This is a genomic window from Propionivibrio sp., from assembly GCF_047602565.1.
Taxonomy (GTDB): Bacteria; Pseudomonadota; Gammaproteobacteria; order Burkholderiales; family Rhodocyclaceae; genus Propionivibrio.
The window spans coordinates 4,328,507-4,346,014 of record NZ_JASGGX010000001.1; the positions used below are offsets into that span (position 1 = coordinate 4,328,507).

At 64.4% G+C, this 17,508-nt stretch carries 15 protein-coding genes and 1 pseudogene; 11 read left to right on the top strand and 5 right to left on the bottom strand.

Annotation, left to right across the window (positions count from 1 at the left end; all coding sequences use genetic code 11):
- Positions 1 to 99: 99 nt before the first annotated feature.
- The 4 genes from QM701_RS20455 (at position 100) to QM701_RS20470 (ending at position 4,694) form a co-directional block, all read left to right on the top strand.
- Complete coding sequence (locus QM701_RS20455) at positions 100 to 912, top strand: shikimate dehydrogenase family protein (protein WP_415168840.1); 813 nt, start codon at positions 100 to 102, stop codon at positions 910 to 912.
- A gap of 69 nt (positions 913 to 981) precedes the next feature.
- Positions 982 to 1,935, top strand: coding sequence for a hydroxymethylglutaryl-CoA lyase (locus tag QM701_RS20460; protein ID WP_415168841.1), 954 nt, complete (start codon positions 982 to 984; stop codon positions 1,933 to 1,935).
- Between the two features lie 158 nt (positions 1,936 to 2,093).
- Positions 2,094 to 3,569, top strand: a complete 1,476-nt coding sequence (locus QM701_RS20465) for an aldehyde dehydrogenase family protein (RefSeq protein ID WP_415168842.1) — start codon at positions 2,094 to 2,096, stop codon at positions 3,567 to 3,569.
- Between the two features lie 117 nt (positions 3,570 to 3,686).
- Entirely contained in the window at positions 3,687 to 4,694 is a 1,008-nt protein-coding gene (locus QM701_RS20470; protein WP_415168843.1) for a TRAP transporter substrate-binding protein, read from the top strand.
- A 55-nt stretch (positions 4,695 to 4,749) separates the two neighbouring features.
- Here the strand turns inward: QM701_RS20470 and QM701_RS20475 are convergent, their stop codons facing one another.
- Positions 4,750 to 5,523, bottom strand: coding sequence for an IclR family transcriptional regulator C-terminal domain-containing protein (locus tag QM701_RS20475; RefSeq protein WP_415168844.1), 774 nt, complete (start codon positions 5,521 to 5,523; stop codon positions 4,750 to 4,752).
- A gap of 524 nt (positions 5,524 to 6,047) precedes the next feature.
- Here QM701_RS20475 and QM701_RS20480 point away from each other — a divergent pair.
- The 7 genes from QM701_RS20480 to QM701_RS20510 all read left to right on the top strand — a co-directional run bounded on the left by QM701_RS20480 (position 6,048) and on the right by QM701_RS20510 (position 12,918).
- Complete coding sequence (locus tag QM701_RS20480) at positions 6,048 to 8,273, top strand: NADP-dependent isocitrate dehydrogenase (RefSeq protein WP_415168845.1); 2,226 nt, start codon at positions 6,048 to 6,050, stop codon at positions 8,271 to 8,273.
- Positions 8,274 to 8,375: 102 nt separating this feature from the next.
- Entirely contained in the window at positions 8,376 to 8,639 is a 264-nt protein-coding gene (gene citD, locus QM701_RS20485; protein WP_415168846.1) for a citrate lyase acyl carrier protein, read from the top strand.
- Between the two features lie 31 nt (positions 8,640 to 8,670).
- Entirely contained in the window at positions 8,671 to 9,585 is a 915-nt protein-coding gene (locus QM701_RS20490) for an HpcH/HpaI aldolase/citrate lyase family protein (protein ID WP_415168847.1), read from the top strand.
- Positions 9,578 to 11,125 carry a citrate lyase subunit alpha gene (gene citF, locus QM701_RS20495; RefSeq protein WP_415168848.1) on the top strand — a complete coding sequence of 516 codons (1,548 nt, stop codon included), beginning with the start codon at positions 9,578 to 9,580 and terminating at the stop codon, positions 11,123 to 11,125. The genes QM701_RS20490 and citF overlap by 8 nt, the downstream gene beginning before the upstream one ends.
- Positions 11,097 to 11,603, top strand: coding sequence for a citrate lyase holo-[acyl-carrier protein] synthase (locus QM701_RS20500; RefSeq protein WP_415168849.1), 507 nt, complete (start codon positions 11,097 to 11,099; stop codon positions 11,601 to 11,603). The genes citF and QM701_RS20500 overlap by 29 nt, the downstream gene beginning before the upstream one ends.
- The gene (locus QM701_RS20505) at positions 11,575 to 12,402 is read left to right on the top strand and encodes a triphosphoribosyl-dephospho-CoA synthase (RefSeq protein ID WP_415168850.1); all 828 of its coding nucleotides are present in this window, start codon (positions 11,575 to 11,577) and stop codon (positions 12,400 to 12,402) included. The genes QM701_RS20500 and QM701_RS20505 overlap by 29 nt, the downstream gene beginning before the upstream one ends.
- A gap of 207 nt (positions 12,403 to 12,609) precedes the next feature.
- Positions 12,610 to 12,918 carry a hypothetical protein gene (locus QM701_RS20510; RefSeq protein ID WP_415168851.1) on the top strand — a complete coding sequence of 103 codons (309 nt, stop codon included), beginning with the start codon at positions 12,610 to 12,612 and terminating at the stop codon, positions 12,916 to 12,918.
- A gap of 80 nt (positions 12,919 to 12,998) precedes the next feature.
- Here the strand turns inward: QM701_RS20510 and QM701_RS20515 are convergent, their stop codons facing one another.
- From QM701_RS20515 to QM701_RS20530, 4 genes and pseudogenes are all read right to left on the bottom strand, one after another.
- Positions 12,999 to 14,813 (bottom strand): carbon starvation protein A, encoded by a 1,815-nt coding sequence (locus QM701_RS20515; protein ID WP_415168852.1) that lies wholly within the window; start codon positions 14,811 to 14,813, stop codon positions 12,999 to 13,001.
- Positions 14,814 to 15,029: 216 nt separating this feature from the next.
- Positions 15,030 to 15,806: a two-component system response regulator BtsR gene (gene btsR / locus QM701_RS20520; RefSeq protein WP_415169440.1), complete on the bottom strand. Its 777-nt coding sequence runs from the start codon at positions 15,804 to 15,806 to the stop codon at positions 15,030 to 15,032.
- Complete coding sequence (locus QM701_RS20525) at positions 15,740 to 16,150, bottom strand: sensor histidine kinase (protein ID WP_415169441.1); 411 nt, start codon at positions 16,148 to 16,150, stop codon at positions 15,740 to 15,742. Before QM701_RS20525 ends, btsR begins: the two co-directional genes overlap by 67 nt.
- Positions 16,151 to 16,253: 103 nt before the next feature.
- Positions 16,254 to 17,465, bottom strand: a pseudogene (locus QM701_RS20530) (LytS/YhcK type 5TM receptor domain-containing protein); the annotation flags it as partial.
- Between the last annotated feature and the right edge of the window lie 43 nt (positions 17,466 to 17,508).

Genomic DNA, 17,508 nt, shown 5'->3' on the forward strand with positions numbered 1-17,508 from the left:
CGTCCGTGGCGCAGCCGCGCCACGGACGCGGCCGGACCTTCGGCGAGGGTGTTCGCACAGACATGATGGAAAAATAAAATGCTTAGTGGCAAGACAACGTTGATCGCACACATCGGCTACCCGACCGAAGCCTTCAAGGCTCCGCTGATCTACAACCCGTGGTTCGAAAAGCACGGAATCGACGCGCTGGTCGTGCCGATGGGCGTCAAGGCCGAGGATTACCCGGTTTCACTCCGGCAGATTTTCAAGTTTTCGAACGTGCATGGTGCGCTGATCACCATGCCGCACAAGGTGACCACGATTTCCCTGGCGGATGAGGTATCGATCACGGCCCGGATCGCCGGCGCCGCCAATGCGCTGCTCAAGCGTCCGGACGGCACGCTGCTGGCCGACCAGTTCGATGGCGCCGGCTATGCGCGCGGCGTGGCGAGAAAAGGTTTCAAGACCAAGGGCAGCAAAATCCTGATCGTGGGCACCGGCGGCGTCGGCAGCCCGATCGCCGCCTCGCTCGCCGCCGACGGCGCGGCCTCGATTTCGCTGTTCGACCTGAACACGGCGGCGGCCGAAGGACTGGCATCGCGCCTGAAGCAGTACTACCCCGACATGGAAGTCAAGGTGACTTCGAACGACCCGGCCGGTTACGACATGGTGGTCAACGCCACCCCGCTGGGCATGAAGGATACGGACCCGCTGCCTTTCGATCCCGAGCGCCTGGCGCCGTCGACCTTCGTCGGCGAAGTGGTGATGAAGCAGGAGATCACGCCGATGCTCCGGGCCGCCATCGCGCGCGGCTGCAAGTACCAGGTCGGCACCGACATGCTCTTCGAAATGATTCCCGCCTACCTGGAGTTCTTCGGCTTTGGCACCACCACGCCGGCGGAACTGCGCGAGGTCGCCAGGATCGCTTACTGAAGCAAACGAATTCGAATGCAGCCGGGTTTTTCCGGGTGCAGTGTTGTCTAGATGAAAGGATGAAGCGACATGAGTTCCCCCACGATTGCCTGGCCGGCCAAGGTCACCTTGTGCGAAGTCGGTTTGCGCGACGGTCTGCAGAATGAGAAGACCATTCCCACCGTCGAGCAGAAGCTGCAGCTGCTCGACGCGGTCGTCGCTTCCGGCGTGAAGATCATCGAGGTCGGCGCCTTCGTGCATCCCAAGGCCGTGCCGCAGATGGCCGACACCGACGCGCTGTGCCGCGCCATGAAGAAGGTCGAGGGCGTCGAATACCGCGCGCTGGTGCCGAACATCAAGGGCGTGCAGCGCGCCTTCGACGCGGGCCTGACCAAGGCCAAGCTGACCGTCTCGGCCAGCGAGGCGCACTGCCTGGCCAACTTCAACAGCTCGCCGGTCAAGATGGTCGAAGGCTTCGCCGACTGCGTCGAGTTCGCCGTCCAGAACAAGATGACGCTTTCGGGCGCCATCTCGACCTCGTTCGGCTGCCCGTTCCAGGGGCGCGTGCCGGTGCAGCAGGTGGAGAACGTCGTCGAAAGCTTCGTCAAGCTCGGCATCACCGAACTGTCGCTGTCCGATACCACCGGCATGGCCAACCCGCGCCAGGTGTACGAACTCGGCACGCACATGATCGCCAAGTTCCCGCAGGTGCAGTGGGTGATGCACTTCCACAACACGCGCGACATGGCGCTGGCCAACATCGTGATGGCCATCCAGGCCGGCATCCGCATGTTCGACGGCGCCTTCGCCGGCCTCGGCGGCTGCCCGTTCGCGCCGGGCGCCTCGGGCAACGTGGCGTCGGAAGACGTGATCCACATGCTGCACGAGATGGGCATCGACACCGGCATCGACCTCTTGAAGGCCATGGACACGGCGCGCCTCGCGGCCGAATTCGTCGGCCATCCGGCGAACAGCACCGTGCTCAAGGCTGGCCGCTGCGTCGACCTGGTCAAGGAAAAGGCGCAGGCACAGAACAACAAGTAGGGGGCAATCGCCGTGTGAAACGTGTTGATCGTTCCCACGGCTCACGGGGATAAAAAAATCAACGATCGGACACCGGTTTTTGCCACAACGACAACGAGATCGGTTTTTTTCTTTAGTTTGTTTTTGTTAGGGGAATGAAATGAGTAGAACAGAATGACATGCCGGAACGCTACGCCGAACTGAAGCTGAACCAGGATCAGATCGACGAAATCGAACAGGCGTTCGAACGCGCCGACAAGGCGCAGCGTGAATTCGAAAAATGGGATCAGGCGTCGATCGACCGGGCGATCAAGTCCGTGGCGCAGATCGTCGCCAACTCGAAGACCTTCCACGAACTGGTCGAGCTGGGCATCCAGGAAAGCGCCTTCGGCGACCCGGTCAGCCGCGAAGCCAAGCGCTTCAAGATCCGCGGCATCCTGCGCGATTGCCTGCGCGAGAAGTCGGTCGGCATCATCGAGGAAATCCCCGAGAAGCGCCTGGTCAAGTACGCCAAGCCCGTCGGCGTCATCGCCTGCGTGATCCCGGCGACCAACCCCGACCTGACCCCGGCCGGCAACGCCGTGTACGCCATCAAGGCGCGCAACGCCATCATCTTCTCGCCGCACCCGCGCACCCTGAAGACCAGCCGCAAGACCATCGAACTGATGCGCGAAGGCCTGCGCCGCGTCGGCGCGCCAGAAGACCTGGTGCAGATCCTCGGCTACAAGGCCAAGATCAACAAGGGCATCTCCGAAGCGCTGATGACCAAGTGCGACCTGATCATCGCCACCGGCGGCCAGGGCGTCGTGCGCCGCGCCTACATGTCGGGCACCCCGGCCTACGCCGTCGGCGCCGGCAACGCCACCATGATCTGGGACGAAACCGCCAAGCAGGACCTGAACAAGGCGGCGTTCAACACCATGCGCTCGAAGACCTCGGACTTCGGTTCGGGCTGCTCGGCCGACGGCAACATCGTCATCCACGAAAGCATCTGGGAAGACGCGCTCAAGGAAATGGTCGCGGTGGGCGGCTACATGATGTCCCCGTCCGAGCAGGAAGCCATGCGCAAGGCGATGTGGGACGACGAGTGCCATCGCCACTCCGACACCGTCGCGCTGTCCGCGCAGGACATGGCCAAGCACGCCGGCTTCTCGATCCCTGAAGATCGCAAGTACCTGATCGCCTCGCACGGCACCGGTGTGTTCAACACCTCGCTGGAAGGTGTCTGGAGCCGCGAGAAGCTGTCGACCGTCCTGGCCGTGCACGAGTACACGGGCGAGTTCCAGAACGCCATCGACACCATCATGGCCATCCATGAAGTCGGCGGCATCGGGCACTCGGTCGGCATCTTCTCGTTCGACGACGACCACATCCACCGCCTGGCGATGGTCGCCCGCGTCGGCCGCATCATGGTGCGCCAGCCGCAATCCAAGGCCAACTCCGGCAGCATGAACAACGGCATGCCGATGACCTCGTCGATCGGCTGCGGCACCTGGGCCGGCAACGCCACGAGCGAGAACATCCACCTGCACCACTACATGAACGTGACCTGGGTGTCCCGCGAGTACGACAAGATCGACTGGCCGAGCGACGAAGAACTGTTCGGCGAGTTCTACGATCCGGAACTGGAAAAGGTTCAGTACTCCAAGTACTGAGATAATAAAAAAGGCTTAGGCCTGACGAAGTCAGTCTGGCGCGGAGATCATCCGATCTCCGCGCTTTTTTGCTTTTGTTGCGGCTATACTGATCCGGTTGACCACAGGGGGGACAAGATGGACTTCAATGGCATCATGCGGGTATCGATCCTGGCGCTGGCGTGCCTCGCGGCCGCGGGCAACGCTGGCGCGGAGATCAGGAACCAGGCGTTTCGCTGGACCACGACCAACCCTTCGGGACACCCGGTCGTCAAGGGGGGATTGAAATTCTCCGAACTCGTCGCCGAGAAAAGCGGCGGCAAGATGATCGTCAAGCTCTACACCGGCGGCGTGCTCGGGGCGGACCCGCTGGTCCTGTCGTCGCTGCAGGCGGGATCGATCGATTTCGGCGCGATGAACACCGGCATCCTCCAGTCCGAGGTCAAGGAGTTCGCCCTCGTCAACCTGCCGTTCCTGTTCAACGACGCGAAGGAAGTCGACGCGATCATGGACGGCGCCACGGGCAAGCTGCTGGCCGGCAAGCTGCCGGCGAAAGGCTTGATCAATCTCGCGTACTACGATCTTGGTTTCCGCAACCTGACCAACAGCAAGCGGCCGGTGAGGAAGCTGGAGGACCTGGAGGGCCTGAAGATCCGCGTGATCCAGTCGCCGACCTACATCGACACCTTCACCGCGCTGGGCGCGACGGCGGTGCCGATGGCCTTCACCGAGGTTTATACCGCGCTCGAACAGAAAAAGATCGACGGCCAGGAAAACCCTTTCTCGGTGATCGCCGCCAACAAGCTGGACAACGTGCAGAAGTATCTGACGGTGACGCGCCACATCTATAACCCGCAGTCCTTCCTGATGAGCAAGAAGACCTGGGACAGGCTTAACAAGGAGGAGCAGGACATCATCGTCGCGGCGGCGCGCGAATCGGAGCTGTACCAGCGCAAGGTTTCGCGCGACGCCCAGGAGCGCTCGCTGGCGGAGATCAGGAAGGGCATGGAGTACTACGAGCTGCCGCCGGAGGAAATCGTCCGGATTCGCGAGCGGCTGAAACCGGTGATCCAGAAGTACAGCGACGCCATCGGCAAGGACGTCGTCGGCTCGGTGTTCGCCGAGCTGGAAAAACTGCGCAAATAGTGGGCCTTGCCACCGCCGTTCGCTGCGGCGGCGGACGTCCCCGCGTCATCAAGCCCTAGAAGGCGACGAGCAGCGCGTATTCGGCCTCGCGCAAGAGCGGCAGGGCGCGGGCGACGGCGTTTTCGATCGTCTCGTTGCCCATCGGCAGGCTGACGCTGATCGAACCGACCACGTCGCCCGCGTGCGTGCGGATAGGCACGGCGATCCCCCGGACGCGCTGCGCGACCTGCTGTTCCAGCAGCGCGTAGCCGTTCTTGCGCGCATTGTTGATCAGTTGCCGGACCGCTTCCTCGGTGGTGGCCGTGAATGGGGAATAGGGGACGAATTTCCGCCCGATCAGCCACTTGTCCACCTCCTCGGAGGTATAGGTGGACAGGATGGCGATGCCCGCGGAAGAGAGGTTCGCCGCGATGCGCGCGCCCAGCACGTAGCCGACGTTCTGCACCAGGTTGGAACCGTCGCGCGCGACGAAAACCACGTCGTTCTCGTCCATGACCGCGAAATAGGCGGCGCCGCCGAGCGCCAGGCTGAGCTTCTGCAGGTGCGGCTGGACGGCGCGCGGCACCCGCGCCGAATCGAAGTAGGACCAGCCCAGCCGCAGCACCCGCGGCGTCAGCCAGAAAAGGTGTCCGTCGCTTTCGACGTAGCCGAGGTGTTCCAGGGTGCGCAGATAGCGCCGCGTGGCGGTCCGCGTGATCCCCGTGCGGCGGGCCGCGGTCGATGCCGTCAGCCGGGGATGGGTGTCGTTGAACGCCTCGATGATCTGCAGACCCTTCTCCAGGCCGGCGATCCAGTCCTTCCGGTTGAGCGGTGGCTTTTTGTCGATCATGACGTGTCGGTTCCGCGCGATTATCAAACGAACTGGCGCGATTATCGCGCCAAAATGCGGGCCGGTCAATCGACGCGCAAGCGGCCGAAGCCTACCATGTCGCTGCTGTATTTCCGCCGGTCTTCATGCGTAATGAATGCGGCCGGAGCGGTTTCATGGCGTGCGTAGGAAGCAGTGAGTTGATTCCGAAAACGCAGAATAATGTGATGATTCATTGTTTGTGACAAGAATAAAACCCTGTAAAAATGGGAATTAACTCAGGAGTGGAAGCCGTACATTCCGATGTTGTTGATTGATCGACATCAAGTTCATTTTTGCAGTTTGACTTCCGAGGTGCCGTCGAGAACGGTCCGGCGCGTGGTGGCGCCGGACCCCGGCACCCGGGTATTGAAGGTGAAACGAAAGGAATGACCGGGTATCGTTGGAGATTCCGTCTTTCCGGGCGATGAATTGTCTGTATTTCCGATCTGCTGTCTATTTCCATCAATTTGTTTTTCACACCATTAGCAAGGAGAAATGAAAACATGACGACGCAATCAAAGATCGTTTGGACGAAGATCGACGAGGCTCCCGCCCTGGCGACCTACTCATTCCTGCCGATCGTGCAGGCGTTTACGAAGGGGACGGGCGTCGAGGTCGAGACGAGCGACATCTCGCTGGCCGGGCGCATCATCGCCACCTTTCCGGAGCGCCTGACCGAGGCACAGCGCATCGCCGACAACCTGACCCGGCTCGGCGAACTGACGCTGCGCCCGGAAGCCAACATCATCAAGCTGCCGAACGTCAGCGCCTCGGTGCCGCAATTGAAGGAGGCCATCAAGGAACTGCAGGGCAAGGGCTACAACCTGCCCGACTACCCGGAAAATCCCCAGACCGAGGAAGAGAAGGAAATCAACGCGCGCTATTCCAAGGTGCTCGGTTCCGCGGTCAACCCGGTGCTGCGCGAGGGCAACTCGGACCGCCGCGCGCCGCTGTCCGTGAAGAATTTCGCGAAGAAGAATCCGCACAAGCTCGGCGCCTGGGCGGCGGACTCCAAGGCGCACGTCGCCTTCATGTCCGAGGGCGATTTCTACGGCAATGAGAAGTCCGTGGTCATGGACGCGGCCGACGAGCTGAAGATCGAACTGGTCGGCGCCGACGGCGCCGTCAAGGTGCTCAAGGACAAGCTGAAGGTTTCCGCCGGCGAGATCGTCAACGGCACCTTCATGAGCAAGAAGGCATTGCGCAAGTTCTACGCCGAGCAGATCGAAAAGGCCAAGAAGGAGGGGCTGCTGCTGTCGCTGCACCTGAAGGCGACGATGATGAAGGTGTCCGACCCGGTGCTGTTCGGCCACGCCGTCGCGGTCTTCTTCGAGGACGTCTTCGCCAAGCATGCCGAGACCTTCAAGCAGCTCGGCGTCAACCCGAACATGGGTCTGGGCGACCTGTACGCCAAGATCAAGACGCTGCCGGAAGCCAAGCGGGCCGAGATCGAGGCCGACATCCAGGCGGTGTACGCCAAGCGCCCGGCGCTGGCGATGGTCAACTCCGACAAGGGCATCACCAACCTGCACGTGCCGAGCGACGTCATCGTCGACGCCTCGATGCCGGTCGTGGTGCGCGATTCCGGCAAGATGTGGAACAAGGAAGGCAAGCTCCAGGAAACCCTGGCGATGGTGCCCGACCGCTGCTACTCGCGCATGTACCAGGCGATGATCGAGGACTGCAAGAAGAACGGCGCTTACGATCCGGCGACCATGGGCTCGGTGCCGAACGTCGGCCTGATGGCGCAGAAGGCCGAGGAATACGGCTCGCACCCGACCACCTTCGTGATTCCCGCCGACGGCACGGTGCGCGTGGTCAACGCCGCCGGCAAGGCGCTGATCGAGCACCAGGTCGAAGCGGGCGACGTCTGGCGCATGTCCCGCGTCAAGGACATCCCGGTGCAGGACTGGGTCAAGCTGGCGGTCAACCGCGCGCGCGCCACCGGCGCCCCGGCCGTATTCTGGCTCGACAAGAACCGCGCCCATGACGCCAACGTGATCGCCAAGGTCGAGAAGTACCTGAAGAACTACGATACCAAGGGCCTGGAAATCAAGATCCTGGAGCCGGTCGAAGCCCTCCAGTACTCCGTCGAGCGCATCCGCCAGGGCAAGGACACGATTTCGGTCACCGGCAACGTGCTGCGCGACTACCTGACCGACCTGTTCCCCATCCTCGAACTGGCGACCAGCGCCAAGATGCTGTCGATCGTCCCGCTGCTCGCCGGCGGCGGCCTGTTCGAAACCGGGGCCGGCGGCTCGGCGCCGAAGCACGTGCAGCAGTTCCTGAAGGAAGGCTACCTGCGCTGGGATTCGCTGGGCGAGTTCTCCGCCCTCGGCGCCTCGCTGGAGCATCTGGCGGTCAACTTCAAGAACCCGAAGGCGCAGGTGCTGGCGGACGCCCTCGACGTGGCCATCGCTAAGTTCCTCGACAACAACAAGTCGCCGGCGCGCAAGGTGGGCGAGATCGACAACCGCGGCAGCCACTTCTACCTCGCCCTGTATTGGGCCGAGGCGCTGGCCGCGCAAACCAAGGACGCGGAACTGCAGGCCCGCTTCGCCAAGGTGGCCAAGGCCATGCAGGAGAACGAGGCGAAGATCAACGCGGAACTGATCGGCGCGCAGGGCAAGCCGGTGGATATCGGCGGCTACTACCTGCCGGACGGCGAGAAGGCCGCCAGGGCCATGCGTCCGAGCGCCACCTTGAACGCCATCATCGACGCGCTCTGAGCCCTTATCGGTAGCAGAGACCTGCGGTGAATCATTTTGGTCAGGCCTTTGGAGCGGTAGCCCCGAGCCAAAGGCCTGAACTTCGTGCAATCAGGAGAAAACATGAAAATCGTGAAGAAAGGAGTGGCAGGAACCATGCAGTCGAGCGACCTCATGGTATTCGTCGAGCCTGCCGACAGTCTGAAGGTTGAAATCGAATCGACGGTGATCAAGCAGTTCGGCCACCTGATCAGCGCCAAGGTCGATGAAGTGCTGGCGAAGAACGGCGTGAAGGCCGGCTACATCCGCCTGACGGATCGCGGCGCCCTGGATTACGCCATCGAAGCGCGCATCGAGACCGCCCTGCAGCGTGCCAGCGCGGCGTAGAAGATTACAAAAATTTAGAGGAGTAGTAGATATGGCAGATTCTCAACTGCGCCGGTCGATGCTCTACGTTCCGGGCAACATGCCGTCCATGCTGCAGAACGTACCGCTGTTCAAATGCGACTCGGTGATCATCGACCTTGAAGACGCGGTCAATTACGCCGAGAAGGACGCGGCACGCAATCTGGTCCAGCGCTTCCTGTCGACCTGGAAGGACCGCAACAAGGAAGTCCTGGTCCGCATCAACCCGCTGTACACGAAGTGGGGCCACGACGACCTGAAGGCGATCCTTCCGGAGATGCCGGACGCCATCCGCTTCCCGATGTGCGAAACGCCCGAGCTGGCCCTGGAACTGGACGCCGAACTGGGCAAGTACGAAACCGAGCACGGCCTGCAGGTCGGGCATTTCGGCATCCTGCCGTCGATCGAGACGGTCAAGAGCGTGCTCAACGCCTACGCCATCGCCACCTCCACCAAGCGCATCTTCGGCCTGGCCTTCGGCGCCGAGGACTACACCGCCAGCATGGGCATCGCCCGCACCAACTCCGGCGAGGACCTGATGCACCCGCGCATGATGATCGTCATGGCGGCCAAGGCGGCCGGCATCCAGGCCATCGACACGGTGTTCTCCGACGTCAACGACATGGAAGCGCTGCGCCGGGAGACCGAACTCGTCAAGCGGCTCGGCTACACCGGCAAGTGCATGGTCAACCCGCGCCAGATCGACATCATTCACGAAGCGTTCGCGCCGAAGCAGGAAGAAATCGACTACGCGCTGGAAGTGGTCGAGGCGATCAAGCAGGCGCAGGAAATGGGAACCGGCGTCATTTCGCTCAAGGGCAAGATGGTCGATGCGCCCATCGTCAAGCGCGCGATCAACACGCTGCAGATCGCTTACGCGCAAGGCCTGGTCGATACCCCGGTTGATGAGGAGATTCTCAATGGTTAAGAATAGTCTGGGACGGGAGATCCCCGAAGTCTTCAACGGCAAGCATTACACGCCTTACAAGGACCCGCGCGCCATCAAGCCGGAAACGCTGCAGATCCAGCGCGCCTCGCGCATGCTGAAGCGCAACTACAGCGGCAGCAGCAAGGTGGTCGGCGGCCTGCGCGACGCCATCATCGCCTCCGGCCTCAAGGACGGCATGACCATCTCGACGCACCATCACCTGCGCAACGGCGACCGCCTGCTCAACGATCTGGTCAAGGAAATCGACGCGCTCGGTCTGCGCGACATCAAGATCGCTTCGAGTTCGGTGCACATCGTGCATGCCGAGCTGATTCCCTACATCCGCAAGGGCGTGATCACCGGGCTGGAATGCGGCGTCAACGGCCCGATCGGCGAACAGATCTCGAAGGGCGAGCTGGAATGCCCGATCATCGTCCGTTCCCACGGCGGCCGTGCGCGCTCGGTGATTTCGGGCGAGGTGCCCATCGACGTCGCCTTCATGGCTGCGCCGTACTGCGACGAATACGGCAACTTCAACGGTTTCTACGGCCCGTCCGCGTGCGGCAGCCTGGGCTATGCGCTGGTCGACACCCAGTACGCGCGCAAGGTCGTCGCCGTGACCGACAACCTGGTGCCGTTCCCCGCGCTGCCGATCAGCGTGCCGCAGAACGTGGTGGACATCGTGGCCAAGGTCGATTCGCTCGGCGATCCGAAAAAGATCGTCTCCTCGACGACCAAGCTGACCAAGGACCCGATGGGCCTGCAGATCGCCAAGTACGCGGCGATGGTCATCGAATCGTCGGGCTACCTCAAGAACGGCTTCTCGTTCCAGACCGGCACCGGCGGCATCTCGCTGGCCGTCGCCGGGCACGTCCGCGACATGATGCGCGCCCAGAAGATCAAGGGCAGCTTCGGCTGCGGCGGCATCACCGGCTTCTTCGTCGACATGCTCGACGAAGGCCTGTTCGAAGGCCTGTTCGACGTGCAGTGCTTCGACCTCAAGGCGGTCGAATCGATCGGGCGCAACCGCAAGCACCAGGAAATGTCGGCCGGGCTGTACGCCAACCCGTTCAACCTGGGGGCCGTGGTCAACCGCCTGGACTGCGCGATCCTGAGCGCGACGGAAATCGACGTGAACTTCAACGTGAACGTCAACACCGAATCGTCCGGCCTGCTGCTGCACAACACCGGCGGGCACTGCGACGTGGCCAACGGCGCCAAGGTGTCGATCATCGTCTGCCCGTCGATCCGCGGCCGCCTGCCGATGGTGCGCGACGAGGTGACGACGATCACCACGCCCGGCGAAACGGTCGGCGTGGTCATCACCGAACGCGGCATCGCGGTCAACGATCACCTGCCGGACCTCAAGGCGGAACTCATCCGCCGCCGCGCGCCGGTGAAGGACATCCACCAGCTGCGCGACGAGATCTACGCGGTGACCGGCGCGCCGCGGCCGGTGGAGTTCACCGACAAGGTGGTCGGGCTGGTCGAGTACCTGGACGGCACCATCATTGACACGGTCAGAACCGTTCGCGCTTGAGGTCCTGGGTGCCCGGGACGGCCGGCAGGATGCCCTGACCCAGGCGCTGGGCGCGGGACATCCGGCGACGCTGTTCCTGTCGCTCAACATCCCAGGACGGGAAAAAACGCCTCCGGGTGCGGAGGCGTTTTTTTCGTGGATGCGCGCGCGCGTCGAGGCGGAATTTCCGGCCGCGGCGCGGCTCGCCGCGTCGTGCGACGCGCTGGGGCCCTACGCCATTCTCGGCGTGGACGAGGACCCATTTGCCGTCAAGCGGCGGTGCATCGGGCTCGAAACCGCGCATCCGTCGTCGCGGCTCATCGACCTGGACGTCTACACGCCCGCCGGCGAGCAGCTCGGCCGCGCCTCGCTCGGCCTGGCAGCGCGCGCCTGCCTGGTGTGCGACCAGCGGGCGGTCGACTGCATGCGCACCCAACGCCACGGCTTCGCGGAAGTCGTGGCCAAAGCCCATGAACTCCTCCTGCCGTTCCGGACTTGACGGGCTGGCCGCCGCGCTGGCGGCCGGCGCCATGATGGAACTCCGGCTGACGCCCAAGCCGGGGCTGGTCGACCTGATGGACAACGGCTCGCATCCGGACCTGTCGGTCCCGATCATGGAACAGTCGATCGGCATCGTCGCGCGCTACCTCGAAGAAATCGCGGCATCGCTGCGCGCGGACGAACCGTTCGTCCGCCAGAAGGAAATCGCCATCCGGGCCGAGCGCCGGCTTTACGCGGAGCTCGGGACGAACACGCACAAGGGCTACATTTTCCTGAGCGGCATGCTGCTGATCGCCCGCCACCATGCCGGCAGCCCGGACGAAAGCGCGGTCCGCAGCGCGCTGTCGGCCATTTCACGGGCCTTCTTCGCCACCGCGGAAGAACACGACACGCACGGCGAGCGGGCGCGCCGGCAATTCGGCACCGGCGGTATCGTGGGCGAGGCGGTCGATGCGTATCCGTCGCTGTTCGAGGACGCCCTGCCGGCTTTCCGCCGGGTGCTGGCGCGGCGCGCGTGCGTGACCACCGCGTCCTTCGCCATGATGGCGCGGCTGATGCAGACCATCGACGACACCACCACGCTGCATCGCGGCGGCATCGCAGGGCTGGCGCGGGTCCGCCGGGACGGCTTGGCGCTGGAGCAACTCGTCGACGAGGACGGGGACTGCGTCGCCTTCCTGGCACGGCTCAACGACGACTACAAGCGCCTCAACCTGACCATCGGCGGCGTGGCCGACATGCTGGGCATCGCCTTCGGCTGCCTGCTGGCCGCGCACGAGATCGCGCCGGCCGGCTGATTCCGGCGTGCCGCCCGCCGCCGCGCCGCGTGCGGGCGATGCGAAACAAATCCTTACAAATCCGCCCGGGGCGCAAAGATACCGGCAACAAGTCGGGCGCAGAATCCGTTCATCGCGTCGCGGCACGGCATTTTCCGGGCCGGCCGTTCACGCTAGACTTCGGGCAGCCGGCAAGAGGGCGCGAAGACAGCGGAGAGAGGAGGTGGCGTGGTGATGAATTCCGGCAAACGAATGATCGGCAGCCTCGCCATCGTGCTCCTCTGCGCGGCGTTTGCGCCGATGGTCTGGGCCGGCCCGTGGAAATACGGCGTCGCCGAGCGCGAACAGTACCGGCAGAACGATTTCCAGCCGGGACGGCGCGGCGCGGAGCCGAGCGACGGGCGCGGGCCGTCCTACCGGCGGCACGACGATCGGGACATGCAGCGGCCGCAGCGCCTGTCGCCGGAAGAGCGTTCCCAGCTGCGCCGCGACATCAAGGATGCCGGCCGGGAAATCTATCCTCCCCGGCGCCGCTGAAGGCTTCACGCACAGGGTAAAAAAGAGGAGCCGCCGGCCCGCAGGCCGGCGGCTCCCTCGTTTTGCCGCGTCGCGGGCGGTCAGTTGCCCTCGACCAGCGCGACGACCTTGTCGCCGTACTGGTCGGTGACCATCTTGTCGATCTTCAGCAGCACGCTCCAGCGGCGGAAGGCGGCGACGAAGACGATGCTGATCAGCACCATCAGCACGATCGACATGGTGGTCAGCAGGTAGAGCTGCTTGGGCAGGTAGTTGTTGACCACGTTCATGTAGCCGGCCCACATCACGGTCGGCCAGACCAGCAGTCCGGGCACGGCGGTGCACCAGGCGTACTTGGCCTTGCCGAGGCGGATCAGCATGGTGGTGCCGACGATCAGCGCGCACGAGGCGAGCAACTGGTTGGCCATGCCGAACAGCGGCCAGATGGTCGAGATGTCGCCGGTATAGACCAGGTAGCCCCAGGCGCCGGTGAACAGCGCGCTGCAGACGATCACGCCCGGCGTCCAGGAGTTGTCGGCGAACGGCTTGTAGACGCGGCCGAGCATTTCCTGCAGCAGGTAGCGTCCGACGCGCGTGCCGGCGTCGACGGCGGTCAGGATGAACACCGCCTCGAACATGATGGCGAAGTGGTACCAGTAGGCCATCATGCCTTTCATGAACGGCACCGACGAGAAGATGTAAGCCATGCCGACGGCCAGCGACACCGCGCCGCCCGGACGGCCCTGCACCTGTTCGCCGACTTCGGCGGCGAGCTGCGGCAGATTGACCGGCGAGATGCCGAGCTTGGCGAAGGCGGCCGGCACGGCGTTGATCGCGAAGTAGTCGGCGGGCACCAGCACGCAGGCGGCGATCAGGGCCATGATGGCGACGAAGCCTTCGGTCAGCATCGCGCCGTAGCCGACGAAGAGGATGTCGCGCTCGTTGGCGATCATCTTCGGCGTGGTGCCCGAGCCGATGATGGCGTGGAAGCCCGAGAGGGCGCCGCAGGCGATGGTGATGAACAGGTACGGGAAGACCGCGCCGGGGATCACCGGGCCGCCGCCGGCCATGTACTCTGTGAAGGCCGGCATCTTCAGTTCGGGGTTGACGAACACGATGCCGATCGCCAGCGCGGCGATGGTGCCGATCTTGAGGTAGGTGGACAGGTAGTCGCGCGGCACCAGCAGGAACCACACCGGCAGCACCGAGGCGAAGAAGCCGTACACCGGGATGATCACCGCCAGTTCCTTCTTGGAGAAGGTGAGCATCGCCGCCAGCGTGGGATGCTCGGCGATGTGCGGGCCGGCGAGCAGCGAAAGCAGCAGCAGGACGACGCCGATAATGCTGCCGCCCTTGATGTCGCCCGGACGGACCTTCTGCATGTAGACGCCCATGATCATGGCGATCGGGATGGTGGCGAGCACCGTGAAGGTGCCCCACGGGCTGTTGAACATGGCGTTGACCACGGCGATGGACAGGCCGGCGAGCGTCAGGATCAGGATGAACAGGATCGAGACGGAAGCGACCTTGCCGGTGGTCTTGCCGATCTCCGTCTCGGCGATCACCGACAGGCTCTTGCCTTTATGGCGCACCGAGGCGAACAGCACGACCATGTCGTGCACCCCGCCGGCCAGCACGCAGCCGATCAGAATCCACAGCGCGCCGGGCACGTAGCCGAACTGCGCCGCGAGGACCGGGCCGAGCAGCGGGCCGGCCGCGGCGATGGCCGCGAAGTGGTGGCCGAACAGCACGAACTTGTTGGTTTTCATGTAGTCCTTGCCGTCGGCCAGGGTGACCGCGGGCGTTTCCCGCTCCGCCCTCAGGTTCATCACCTTGTTGGCCAGGAACAGGCCGTAGAAGCGGTAGGCGATCGCGAAGATGCACGCCGCCGCGAAGATCAATGTCAATGAATGCATAACGTCCCCTCTCGTTTGGTTGCCGATTCGAACCCCCTGCGGCCGGCCGCTTTTTCGAGGAATGCCGGACCCGGGCATTCCGTTTGGGGTCCGGCCGGACGCAGGGGAGTAAGCAGCGTGAATCTAGCCCGGCCGCGGGCGGGCGCGGGGAGAATCTGGCGAGCGGTCGCCCGGCGGATTAAGCGGCGGCCATCCGCCCCGAGCGGCGGAAGCGCGTCAGGAGATCAGCAGCCGGTCCTTCAGTTCGCGGAGGTAGCGGCGGCTGACCGGGATGCGCTGCCCGGACGGCGTGACGATTTCCGCCGCGCCGTTTTCCTGCAGGACGATTTCCTGGATGCGGTCCGGGTTGATCAGGTACTGCCGGTGGCAGCGGATCAGCGGGGTCTTCTCCTGCAGGGTCTTCAGCGCCAGCTCGGTCATGCCGCGCTTGTCCGCGCCGACCACGTGTACGCCGGCGACGTCGGTGTGCACGTACTCGACCTCGCCGATCGGGATGAAGAAGATGCGGTTGTGGCCGCAGCAGGGAATGCGCTGGAGCAGGTCGGCCGTGCCTGGAATCCGCTGCCGCGGCAGGCGGTGGCCGGAACGCAGCCAGTCGAGCGTCTTTTCCAGGCGCTGCGGGTCGATGGGCTTGAGCAGGTAATCGGCGGCATGCTCCTCGAAGGCCTGCAGCGCGTGCTCGTCGTAGGCGGTGACGAAGACGATGCGGGGCAGGGCGGCGGGGTCGATCATGCCCACCATCTCCAGGCCGCTGACGCGCGGCATCTGGATGTCCAGGAAGACGGCGTCCGGCTTCAGGCGGTGGATCGCCGCCAGGCCCTCGATGGCGTTGGCGCATTCGCCGAGGACTTCCACGTCCGGCGCGTCCGCCAGCAGCGCCCGCAGTTCCTCGCGCGACGGGGCTTCGTCGTCGATGATCAGCGCGGTCAGCATGCCGCCACCCGTTCCACCCGCTCCTCTTCGGCCGGCAGGCGGATGGTCACGCGCGTCCATTGCTCGGGCTCGCAGTCGACCGAGACGCCGAAGGCTTCGCCGTGGCGGATCTTGATGCGCCGGTCGACCAGGCTCATGCCCATGCCGTCGCTGTCCGGCGCGGGCTTGTACAGCCCGGCGCTGTCCTCCACGACGATGTGCAGCCGCTCGTCCGCGCGGCGGGCGCGGATGACGATCCGGCCCGGTTCGATCATCTGCGAGATGCCGTACTTGATGGCGTTCTCCACGATCGGCTGCAGCGTGAACGCCGGCAGGCGCAGGCTCAGCAGGCTGTCGGGAATGTCGATGGCCACGTCGAGGCGCCCGGCGAAGCGCGCCAGTTCGATGCGCAGGTAGGCGTCCACGTGCTCGATCTCGTCCTCGAGCGTGGCCTCGGTGCTGGCGCGCTTCAAGCTCTTGCGGAAGAAGGTTGAACAGGTCCTGCACGATCTGGCGGGCCGCCTCCGGGTTGCGCCGGATCACCGCGGCCAGGGTGTTCAGTGCGTTGAACAGGAAGTGCGGGTTGATCTGCGCCTGCAGCAGCTTGATCTCGGTCTGCGCCAGCAGCCGTTTCTGTTCCTCGATCTTGCCGGCCAGCACCTGGTTGGAGAGCAGGCGGGCGATGCCTTCGCCCAGCGTGCGGTTGAGCGACGAGAAGAACTTGTTCTTCGGCTCGTAGAGCTTGATCGTGCCGAACACGCGGTTGCTTTCGCCGCGCAGGGGAATGACCAGCGACGAGCCGAGCTTGCAGTCCTTCGACACCGCGCAGCGGTAGGTCACGTCCACGCCGTCGGCGTAGACCACCTCGTTGTTGGCGATGGCCTGGAAGGTGTGCGGCGAGGAGATCGGCGTGCCGGGCAGGTGGTGGTCGGCGCCGATGCCGACGAAGCCGAGCAGCTTTTCGCAGTCGGTGATGGCCACCGCGCCGACGCCGGTTTCCTCCTGGATGACCTTGGCCATGCGCGTGCAGTTCTTCTCGTCGAAGCCCTGCATCAGCACGCCGACCGAGCGTTCGGCGATGCGCAGCGCCTTGGCGGAGAAGGCGATCGAGTATTTTTCCAGCGTTTCCCGCCGGTCCAGGATCAGGCGCATGAACATCGCCGAGCCGAGGGCGTTGGAGACGGTCATCGGCAGGGCGATGTGCGCCACCAGCCGGGACGCCTGGTCGAACGGGCGGGCCATGGCCAGGATGATCAGCATCTGGGCGATCTCGGCGAAGAAGGTGGTGCCCAGCGCGATCATCGGGTGCAGCAGCCGGTCGGCGCGGTGCCGGCGCAGCAGGTAGAGGTGCAGGCCGCCGCCGATCAGCCCTTCGAGCGTCGTCAACACGGCGCAGGCGGCATCGGTGAAGCCGCCCATGTGGTAGCGGTGGATGCCGCCGGTCAGCCCGACGGCCAGGCCGACCACCGGCCCGCCGAGCAGCCCGCCGAGCACCGCGCCGATGGCGCGGGTGTTGGCGATCGCGCCCTCGATCTGGAAGCCGAGATAGGTGCCCATGACGCAGAAGCCCGAGAACACCAGGTAGCAGACCAGCTTGTCCGGCAGGCGCACGGTGACCTGCATCAGCGGGGCGAACAGCGGCGTCTTGCTCAACAGGTAGGCGATCACCAGATAGACGCAGGTCTGCTGCATCAGGCTGCCGATCAGCGCGATGTGATTGATCTCCTGCAGTTCGAGCATGGCGGTCCTCCGGAACGGGGATGAAAGATTCTACGACCTTGCC

What these genes read in the sequence shown, in the direction of transcription:
- QM701_RS20515 (WP_415168852.1), bottom strand. Translation starts at nt 14,813, where the DNA reads ATGCATTCATTGACATTGATCTTCGCGGCGGCGTGCATCTTCGCGATC.
- btsR (WP_415169440.1), bottom strand. Translation starts at nt 15,806, where the DNA reads ATGGACGCGCGTGACCATCCGCCTGCCGGCCGAAGAGGAGCGGGTGGA.
- QM701_RS20470 (WP_415168843.1), top strand. Translation starts at nt 3,687, where the DNA reads ATGGACTTCAATGGCATCATGCGGGTATCGATCCTGGCGCTGGCGTGC.
- QM701_RS20505 (WP_415168850.1), top strand. Translation starts at nt 11,575, where the DNA reads ATGAACTCCTCCTGCCGTTCCGGACTTGACGGGCTGGCCGCCGCGCTG.
- QM701_RS20490 (WP_415168847.1), top strand. Translation starts at nt 8,671, where the DNA reads ATGGCAGATTCTCAACTGCGCCGGTCGATGCTCTACGTTCCGGGCAAC.
- QM701_RS20465 (WP_415168842.1), top strand. Translation starts at nt 2,094, where the DNA reads ATGCCGGAACGCTACGCCGAACTGAAGCTGAACCAGGATCAGATCGAC.
- QM701_RS20480 (WP_415168845.1), top strand. Translation starts at nt 6,048, where the DNA reads ATGACGACGCAATCAAAGATCGTTTGGACGAAGATCGACGAGGCTCCC.
- QM701_RS20460 (WP_415168841.1), top strand. Translation starts at nt 982, where the DNA reads ATGAGTTCCCCCACGATTGCCTGGCCGGCCAAGGTCACCTTGTGCGAA.
- citF (WP_415168848.1), top strand. Translation starts at nt 9,578, where the DNA reads ATGGTTAAGAATAGTCTGGGACGGGAGATCCCCGAAGTCTTCAACGGC.
- QM701_RS20475 (WP_415168844.1), bottom strand. Translation starts at nt 5,523, where the DNA reads ATGATCGACAAAAAGCCACCGCTCAACCGGAAGGACTGGATCGCCGGC.
- citD (WP_415168846.1), top strand. Translation starts at nt 8,376, where the DNA reads ATGAAAATCGTGAAGAAAGGAGTGGCAGGAACCATGCAGTCGAGCGAC.